This is a genomic window from Sphingomonas sp. AOB5 (genome assembly GCF_029433115.1).
Lineage (GTDB): Bacteria > Pseudomonadota > Alphaproteobacteria > Sphingomonadales > Sphingomonadaceae > Sphingomonas.
Genome location: NZ_JARNTV010000039.1, coordinates 25,089 through 34,615 on the forward strand (window position 1 = coordinate 25,089; position 9,527 = coordinate 34,615).

Annotated in this window: 6 protein-coding genes; 4 read left to right on the plus strand and 2 right to left on the minus strand. The window is 64.3% G+C overall.

Going from position 1 to position 9,527, the window contains the following annotated elements:
• Positions 1 to 264 precede the first annotated feature (264 nt).
• A complete protein-coding gene (locus P1X14_RS15185) occupies positions 265 to 2,880 on the plus strand; it encodes a TonB-dependent receptor (RefSeq protein WP_277316232.1) in 2,616 nt (871 codons plus the stop codon).
• 115 nt (positions 2,881 to 2,995) lie between these two features.
• Positions 2,996 to 3,544 (plus strand): GNAT family N-acetyltransferase, encoded by a 549-nt coding sequence (locus P1X14_RS15190; RefSeq protein ID WP_277316233.1) that lies wholly within the window; start codon positions 2,996 to 2,998, stop codon positions 3,542 to 3,544.
• 74 nt (positions 3,545 to 3,618) lie between these two features.
• Here P1X14_RS15190 and phaP read toward each other — a convergent pair whose 3' ends face one another.
• Together phaP and phaC are read right to left on the minus strand one after the other, a co-directional pair.
• Positions 3,619 to 4,392, minus strand: a complete 774-nt coding sequence (gene phaP / locus P1X14_RS15195) for a TIGR01841 family phasin (protein ID WP_277316234.1) — start codon at positions 4,390 to 4,392, stop codon at positions 3,619 to 3,621.
• Between the two features lie 118 nt (positions 4,393 to 4,510).
• On the minus strand, positions 4,511 to 6,244 hold the full coding sequence (gene phaC, locus P1X14_RS15200) for a class I poly(R)-hydroxyalkanoic acid synthase (RefSeq protein WP_277316235.1): 1,734 nt from the start codon (positions 6,242 to 6,244) through the stop codon (positions 4,511 to 4,513).
• Positions 6,245 to 6,373: 129 nt separating this feature from the next.
• On the opposite strand from phaC, the gene P1X14_RS15205 reads away from it, so the two are divergent.
• Together P1X14_RS15205 and P1X14_RS15210 are read left to right on the plus strand one after the other, a co-directional pair.
• Entirely contained in the window at positions 6,374 to 7,579 is a 1,206-nt protein-coding gene (locus P1X14_RS15205; protein WP_277316236.1) for an LL-diaminopimelate aminotransferase, read from the plus strand.
• 74 nt (positions 7,580 to 7,653) lie between these two features.
• The gene (locus tag P1X14_RS15210) at positions 7,654 to 9,426 is read left to right on the plus strand and encodes a sensor domain-containing diguanylate cyclase (RefSeq protein WP_277316237.1); all 1,773 of its coding nucleotides are present in this window, start codon (positions 7,654 to 7,656) and stop codon (positions 9,424 to 9,426) included.
• The last annotated feature ends 101 nt before the right edge of the window (positions 9,427 to 9,527 follow it).

A 9,527-nucleotide genomic window follows, 5' to 3' on the forward strand; every position in this document is an offset into this window, starting at 1 on the left:
CGGAACCGGCAAGGATGTTGCGTATCCGAAATGTCACAGAAACATAAATACCGAATCCCGCCATCGGCCGCGACGCAGCCTTGCCACGGATTTCCGCCATTTTCCCCCGAACAGCTTGATTGCGATCAAGTTGCGGAAATGTGTCCGGTAATTGACAGCCTCAGGCCTTAGCGTAGCTTCCTAGGTGGGAAGGGATGTCTCGAAAGGTGGTTCAACAACCACTTTCAGGGGACATCACCAATGCCGGGGAAACAGCAAATTCGAATGGGCCGACAGGCCCTGTTCGCATCGACGGCGATCGCCGCATCGCTGCTGCTGAGCGATATCGCCTACGCACAAACCACTGCCGCGCCTGAAGAAGAAACCGCGATCGTCGTGATCGGTACGCGCCGTACCGATCGCACCTCGACCACATCGGCTTCGCCGGTCGACGTCATCAGTTCGGAAGAACTGACGTCGCAGCCAGCCGCCAACATGATGGATTCGGTGAAGAACGTCGTACCGTCCTTCTTCGTCGGCCAGAACACCATCTCCGACGCATCGACCTTCGTGCGCTCGCCCTCGCTCCGCGGCCTTTCGGGCGACCAGGTGCTCGTGATGGTCAACGGCAAGCGCTACAACCGCTCGTCGCTGGTGCAGGTCTATGGCGGCAGCGACACCGGCCTTGGCCGCGGCGCGCAGGGACCCGATATTTCGGCGATCCCGTCGCTTGCGATCGGCAGCCTGCAGGTGCTTCGTGAAGGCGCGACCGCACAATATGGATCGGACGCCATTGCGGGCGTGCTCAACTTCGGCCTGAAGGAAGGCGCCGGCCTGGAAATCGTCGCACGCGCCGGCGAATATTATGCAGGCGATGGCCGCAGCTATCAGATCGCTGCCAATGGTGGCCTTGCCGGCGACTGGGGCTTCATCAATGTCACCGGCGAATATTACAAGGACGAGCAGACCAGCCGCGGCGTGACCCGCCCGTCCGCCTATAACTTCGCCGTCAACTTCCCGGCGCTCGCGTCGCAGCTGCCGAACTACCCGCTGCCCGCGCAGATCTGGGGCTCCTCGCCTGCGGACGGCTATAAGGGTGTGGTCAATGCCGCGCTCAACGTCACGCCCGACACCAAAATCTATCTCTTCGCCAACTATGCGAAGCTGCACGGCAACCAGAGCTTCAACTATCGCCCGTCGGTTACCAGCACCGCCGTCGATTCCAACGGCGTCGTGCGCACCCAGGGTGCCAATGCGCTGTTCAACAATACCTTCTACCTGACGCCCTGCCCCACCGGCAACGCCACCTGCCCGGCCGGCGGGTTCGTCACCGGCGGCAGCACCTTCCGCTTCAGCAGCCTGTATCCGGCCGGCTTCACGCCGCGCTTCGTCGGCGAGACCGAGCAGATGTACGGCGTGCTGGGCTACAAGGGCGAATTCGGCGACCTGAACTTCGACCTGTCGGGAACATGGGCACGCAACAAGCTGTCGCTGTCGATGTACAACTCGCTGAACGCTTCCTACGGCCCGGCGACCCAGACCAGCTTCGACTTTGGCGACCTGATCCAGGAAGAACTCAACTTCAATCTGGACCTGAGCTATCCGCTGGAAGTCGGCTTCGCCAGCCCGGTCACGATCTCGGGCGGCGCCGAGTTCCGCAAGGAAACCTATGAACAGACCGCGGGCGATCCGCAGTCCTATGGCGCGGGTCCCTATGCGGTGGCGCAGCGGCTCTACACGCTGGTCTCGCCGGGTGTTTACACCTTTGCGGGAACCTCCAACGCGCAGGGCGTGGGCGCCAGCGGCTATGCCGGCACCAGCCCGCAGACCGCCGGCAGCTTCAGCCAGGAAAGCTATGGCGTCTATCTCGGCCTCGAAACCGACATCACCGATTCGCTGACGGTCGGTGCCGCCGGCCGCTACGAACATTACAACACGTTCGGCAGCGCCTGGGTCGGCAAGGTCAACGCGCTGTACCGCATTTCGGAGGTGTTCTCGGTCCGAGGCAGCATCGGCACCGGCTTCCACGCGCCGTCGCCGGGCCAGTCGAACGTGTCGATCGTCACGACGTCGTTCAACAACGGCGTGGCGTTCCAGGCAGGCACCTATCCGGTCAACACCGCCATTGCGCAATATTATGGCGCGACCACGCTGACGCCGGAGAAGTCGGTCAACTATGGTATCGGCTTCATCTTCCAGCCGGCGACGGCACTGACCTTCACCGTCGACGGCTATCAGATCGATCTGAGCGACCGTATCGGCCTGACTTCGCCGCGCGTGGTGTCGGCGGCAGACCTGATCGCACAGCCTTCGCTGATCGCGGTCGGACTGGGCGGCCAGGTGCAGTATTTCACCAACGGCTTCGACACACGCACCCGCGGTGTCGACGTGGTCGGGACCTGGCGCACCACCCTCAGCGAAGCCGATCTCACCTTCTCGCTGGCGTATAACTACAACAAGACCACGGTCACCAAGTTCAACCCGGCCGTGATCAGCGCGGCACAGCGGATCGACGCCGAGCATCTGGCGCCGAACCATCGTGCGGTGTTCAGCGCCAACTGGTCGCTGGGGAATCTGAGCTTCAACGTCCGCGAGAATTATTACGGCTCGTGGACCAGCGCGCAGGATTACGGCCAGACCAACGGCGTGGCGAACCAGACGTTCGGGGCGAAGTTCACCACCGATCTCGAGGCAAGCTACACCTTTGGCGGGCATTACACCCTGTCGATCGGCGCCCAGAACCTCACCGACGAGAAGCCCGATCGCCTGAAGGCGACCTCGACCGTGTTCCTCTATCCGATCACCGGCGGCACCGCGGACGGTCAGGTCTATGCCCGCAGCGGCGGTCCGTTCGGCGTCAATGGCGGCTTCTACTACGCCAAGCTGCGCATCAAATACTGAGTTGTTGCCTTGTCTCTCCCGGGGCGCTTCGGCGTCCCGGGAGTTTCCGCCTTCTTGAACACCCGGCCTTCCCGCCATATCGCGCGGCGCACCGCTCCGATCCTCTGCCGAGTCCATGCCCGCCTTTACCAACCGACTGGCCCAGACCGACGATCTTCCCGCGCTCCGCAGCCTGATGCAGCGCGCGATCGAGCAATTGCAGCATGATTTCCTGACGCCCGATCAGGTGCGCGCCAGCCACAAGGTGATGGGCCTCGATACCCAGCTGGTCCGCGACCAGACCTATTTCATTGTCGAAAAAGATGGCCGGATCGCCGGATGCGGCGGCTGGAGCTGGCGCGCCACGCTGTTCGGCGGCGACGACAGCGTGATCGAGCGCGAACCCGCCCCGCTCGATCCCGCGACCGATGCCGCGCGGATCCGGGCGATGTACACCGATCCGGCCTTCACCCGGCAGGGCGTCGGCGGCCTGATCATGGACCTGTGCGAAGGCGCAGCCAGCGCTCGCGGCTTCCGTCGTGCCGAAATGATGGCGACCCTTGCCGGCATCCCGCTCTATCGGGCGCGGGGCTATGTGCCGATCGAGCATGTCACCTCCGCTCCGATCGACGGCATCACCGTGCCGCTGGTGCGGATGGGGAAGTATCTGACCCGGACCGGGTGATCGATTGCACCCGCACAAAACAAAAGGGCGCCCGCTTTCGCGGACGCCCTTTGCTTACGCGGTACTGAAGTCGCTTACGCGGCCAGCTTCGCCTTTTCGGCGGCCAGCGCGACGCGGCTCGAAAGCGGCTGGGCAGCGTCGCCGGCCAGCTTGATCAGCGCTTCGGTGGTCTTCGACGCTTCGGCGACATAGGAGTCGAACGAGGTGCGGAAGAAATCGCTCTGCAGCTTGAACAGCTCGGTCGGCGACTTGACGGCCGACATGCTCTTCAGCGCGGCGGTCGCGGCTTCGAACGACTTGCGGCTGTAATCGGCAGCTTCCTGACCGAACGACTCAAAGCCCTTCGCGGTGATCTTGCCCGATTCGACCAGAGCTTCGACATTGCCCTTGGCGAACTCGTTGGCTTCCTCGGCCAGCTTGGTCGACTTTTCGACGGCGGCCTTTGCGCGATCGTTGAAGTCGGCGAAGAAGGCCTGCGCCTTGGCGACGTTGCTCTCGATGGTTTCCATGATCTTGGTATCCTTGACTGCGGCCGGAACGACGGTCTCGACGGCCTCGGTGACGGTTTCGCTCACTGCTTCCACTGCGGTCTCGACAGTTTCGACGACGGCTTCTGCCGTTTCGACGGGTGCTTCGACCGGTACTGACACTTCCTGCGGTGCCGCTTCGACGGCTGCGACCGGCTCGATCACCGCTGGCGGCGCGACAGGCGCTGCCTCGATGACCGGCGCGGGCTTCTTTTCAGCCGCGACGGCAGCAACCTTCGGCTTCGGCGCGACCTTGGGACGCGCCGGGACCTTGGGAGCTGCGGGCTTGCCCGTGCTCTTGCTGGAACCCTTGCTGGCCATCTGGCTTCACCTCGAAAGAGTTGTTGCTGCAATGCCGCATATATGATTGTGCGCCGCACAATGCAAGAGCATTATTGTGCAGTGCAGCATAGCCATAATTCGACTTGAAATCAGGCGCTTACCGCGCCTTCACATAGTCGCCCGGCGCGTCGGCCAGCGCCTTCAGCTTGCCCTTGCCGGGCTTGCGGGCACCCTTCGCGGCAACCTTGGTATCATCGACCTTTTCGATCCAGTCGATCCAGTCGGGCCACCAGCTTCCCTTGGTTTCCCTGGCTCCTGCGACGAACTCGGCAAGCGTCGCCGCGTTCCCGTCATTGGTCCAATATTGATATTTTCCGGCCGAGGGCGGGTTCACCACCCCGGCGATATGGCCCGATCCGGCCAGCACGAATTTGAGCGGCCCCTTGAAGTGATGGGTGATCTTCCAGACGCTCTCGGCCGGAGCGATATGATCCTCGCGGCCCGCCTGGATATAGACCGGCGTGGTCACCGCCGACAGATCGACCGGCGTCCCGCCGATGTCGATCGCGCCGGGCTGGGCCAGCTTGTTGTCGCGGTACAGGTCGGTCAGGTAGCTCATGTGCCAGCCAGCCGGCAGATTGGTGACGTCCGAATTCCAGTGGAGCAGATCGAACGGCGCGTAATCCTGTCCCAGCAGGTAATTGTTGGTGACATAGTTCCAGATCAGGTCGCGCCCGCGCAGCAGGTTGAAGGTCGCCGCCATATAGCGTCCGTCAAGGAAGCCCTCGCCGCCGAGGCTGCGGATCATCTCGAGCTGATCCTCGGTGATGAAGTTCGACAGTTCGCCCGCCTGGCTGAAATCGACCTGCGCGGTGAAGAAGGTCGCGCTCTTTACCTTGGCCGCCTCGCCGCGCGCGGCCAGCACCGCCAGGGTCGCGGCCAGCGTGGTGCCCGCCACGCAATAGCCAATGGTGTGGACCGCATCGACCTTCAGCAGATCGCGCACCGTGTCGATCGCGTCGATCTGGCCGCGCTCGATATAATCTTCCCAGCGCACATCCTTCATGCTCGCATCGGCCGATTTCCACGAGACCACGAACACCGTCAGCCCCTGCTCGACCGCCCAGCGGATGAAGCTCTTCTCGGGGGTCAAATCGAGGATGTAGAAGCGGTTGATCCAGGGCGGGAAGATGATCAGCGGCGTCGCATGCACCTCGTCGGTGGTCGGCGAATACTGGATCAGCTCGTACAGGTCGGTGCGGTGGATCACCTTGCCGGGGGTGGTCGCCAGATTGCGCCCGACCTCGAACGCGTCGGGATCGGCCTGGGTCATCTGACCCTTGGTCAGATCGGCCATCATGTGGGAGAGGCCCTTGAGCAGGCTCTCCCCCTTGGTCTCGATCACCTTCTCGATCACTTCGGGATTGGTCCCGGGGAAGTTGCTGGGGCTGATCGCGTCGATCAGACCCTTGGTCGCGAAGCGGATCTGTTCCTTTTGCCGCCCGTCGACACCCTCGATCGCATCGACCCCGCGCAACATGTGATCGGCGATCATGAAATAGCTCTGGCGCAGGAAATCGAACACCGGCTCCTCGCGCCACTGCTTCGCCTTGAAGCGCTTGTCGCGCGCCTGATCGGGGGTTTCCTCGAACGGCACCGAATGTTCGGGATCGAGGAAGCGCTGCCACAGCGCCATCGAATCCGACCAGAAATCGGCGGTCGCCTGCATCGCCTTTGCCGGATCGAACATGCCGGGCATGGCCGGCATCTGCGGCAAGGGCGAGGACGCCGCGTCGAGACCGTTTTCCAGCATCATCTGCTGCGCGCGGCCCAGCACCCAGGTCCAGTGCTGAAGGTCTTCCAGCTTCGGCGGTTCGCGGGTCTCGGGCATCGGATATCCTCTCTTGGCACCGCTTTAGCTGCTCTTGGGCAACTCGTCATTCCCGTTGGGGCGCGAATGATTTAGGGGAGCGTCACGGCACAAGGACGTGTCGCCCTTCAACCCGAAAGAACCGAGGAAATGTCCGAAGACTTCTACCGCATCAAGCGTCTGCCCCCCTATGTCATCGCCGAAGTGAACGCGATGCGGGCAGCGGCGCGAGCGGCGGGAGAGGACATCATCGATCTGGGCATGGGCAATCCCGATCTGCCCCCGCCGCCGCATGTGATCGAAAAGCTGTGCGAAGTGGCGCAGAAGCCCGATGCGCATGGCTATTCGGCATCGAAGGGCATTCCCGGTCTGCGCCGCGCCCAGGCCAATTATTATGGCCGCCGCTTCGGCGTGGATCTCGATCCCGAGACCGAAGTGGTGGTGACGATGGGATCGAAGGAGGGGCTGGCCAGCCTCGCCACCGCGATCACCGCGCCGGGCGACGTCGTGCTGGCGCCGAACCCGAGCTATCCGATCCACACCTTCGGCTTCATCCTGGCCGGCGCGACGATCCGCGCGGTGCCGACCACGCCCGACGAAGCCTATTTCGAGAGCCTCGACCGCGCGATCGCCTTCACCGTGCCGCGGCCGAGCATCCTCGTCGTCAATTACCCGTCGAACCCGACCGCCGAGGCCGTCGATCTCGCTTTCTACGAGCGGCTGGTGGCGTGGGCGAAGGAGAACAAGGTCTGGATCATCTCCGACCTCGCTTATTCCGAACTCTATTATGACGGCAATCCGACCCCCTCGATCCTGCAGGTGAAGGGCGCGAAGGACGTCGCGGTCGAGTTCACCTCGCTTTCCAAGACCTATTCGATGGCCGGATGGCGGATCGGTTTCGCGGTGGGCAACAAGCAGCTGATCGCGGCGATGACGCGGGTGAAATCCTATCTCGATTACGGCGCATTCACGCCGATCCAAGCCGCCGCCTGCGCCGCGCTGAACGGGCCGCAGGACATCGTCGAGGCCAATCGCCAGCTCTATCACAAGCGCCGCGACGTGATGGTCGAGAGCTTCGGCCGTGCCGGGTGGGAAATCCCCGCCCCGCGCGCATCGATGTTCGCCTGGGCGCCGCTGCCGCCCGCACTCGCACATCTGGGCAGCCTGGAGTTCACCAAGCAGCTGCTGACCCATGCCAAGGTCGCGGTCGCACCGGGCGTCGGCTATGGCGAAAACGGCGAAGGGTTCGTCCGCATCGCGATGGTCGAGAACGAGCAGCGCCTGCGTCAGGCGGCGCGCAACGTTAAGAAGTATCTCCAGTCGATGGGCGTCAACACGCCCGCGAAAACGGGATGAACCGAGCCTTCTAAGGGAATCAACGGAAGCGGCGGATAACATGGCCTTAGTCTGACGGGCGTCAGGCTGAGGCCATGTCGTTACCGCGTATCAACCAACCTGCCGCGCTGCTCGCGCTGGCAGTCGCCTACGGCATCCTCGCCGCGCTGGCGATTTCGCTGACCCGGCTGAGCGGCGGCGTGGCGTTGCTGTGGATCGCGACTGCGCCGCTGCTGGTAACCCTTTCGACCTTGCGCACTGCGCATTGGCGCGCGCCGATCCTGGCCGCGGCGATCGGCAATATCCTTGCCTCCTGGCTGTTCTCGCCCTTCGCCAGCGTCGCGCTGCTGATCACGGCGGGCAACATGGCCGAGGCGGTGATCGCGGCATGGCTGTTGCGGCGCTGGAAAGTGTTCGATCCCCCCTTGGGCGGCGCACGCTCGGTCGCGCTGTTCGTGGTCGCGGCAGGACTGATCGCGCCTGCCGTCAGCGGCCTCTATGCCGCCGGGATCGTCGCGATGCGCGTGCATCACGATTATGCCGGCATCTGGCTCGACTGGATGATCGGTCATGGCATGGGCAGCCTGATCGCGACCCCCATCGCGCTGGTCGTGATGCAGCCCAGCCGGATGATCGAGAAGTTCACCAGCCGCGTGCACATCGCCGAGGCCGCCGGGCTGATGCTGCTGGTCGGCGCGGTGACCTTTTTCACCTTCAGCCAGAACAGCCTGCCGTTGCTGTTCCTGATCAGCCTGCCGGTGCTGGTCGCGACGATGCGGCTGCACCGCGCCGGGGCGGCCGGAAGCGTCGCTATCGTCGCCACCATCGGCGGCTATATGACGCTGCACGGCCATGGCCCGATCATGCTGGTCCAGCTGGGCGAAGCCGGGCGGCTGCAATTCTTCCAGCTGTTCCTCGCGGTCCAGTTCCTGCTGGCGCTGCCGGTCGCCGCGATCCTTTCGGAACGCTCCGCGCTGTTCCGTGCGCTACGCGAAAGCGAGGCGCGCTATCGCCTGCTGGCGGACAAGGCGACCGATGCGATGTTGACGCTCGATCCCGACGGCACGATCCGCTTCGCCAGCGCGGCGACGCGCGACCTGGGTTTCTTCGATCCGCGCAGCCTGATCGGCCGCAACGCGCTGTCGCTGGTGATCGACGAGGATCGCGATCGCGTCCGCGCCGCGCATTTCGCCGCGATCGCCCGGCCCGACGAGAGCTTCTCGGTCGAGTATCGCGTGCTCAAGGCCAATGGCGAGATCAGCTGGTTCGAATCGAACATGCGCGCCGTGGCCGAGGAAGACGGCACCGTGACCAGCGCGGTCAGCGTCGTCCGTGCCGTGGGCGAGCGCAAAGCGCGCGAAGCCGAGCTGTACCGCCAGGCGACCACCGATCCGCTGACCGGCCTGCTCAATCGCGGCGCGATCCGCCGCCGTATCGAACAGGCCGCCACCGGCTTCGCGCCCGCCGCACTCGCGCTGTTCGACCTCGATCATTTCAAGCAGGTCAACGACAAACACGGCCACCCGACCGGCGACGCGGTGCTGCTCGCCTTTGCCGACCTGCTCCATGACAGCCTGCGCACCGACGATGCGGTCGGCCGGGTCGGCGGCGAGGAGTTCGCGGTGGTGTTCAACGGCATGACCGTGACGCAGGCCCAGATCGCCTGCAGCCGGATCCGCGCTGCGATCGCCGCACATCCGCTGGCAATGGGCATGGACGGCCCGATCTTCGTGACGGTCAGCGCGGGCCTCGTCGCGCTGGAAGGCAGCGTCACCGCCGCGTACCAGGCCGCCGACCGCGCGCTCTATGCCGTCAAGGCCGGCGGGCGGAACCGGGTGGAACTGGCGGAGAGTGCGGGAGCGCGTTAGTAGCGCCCGGCTGACGCCGGGTTGCGGCACCGGCCCGCTCCCCCACCCGGCCACCCAACGGAAGTATATTCTATGGGTGGCCGGGTGGGGGAGCGGGCCGG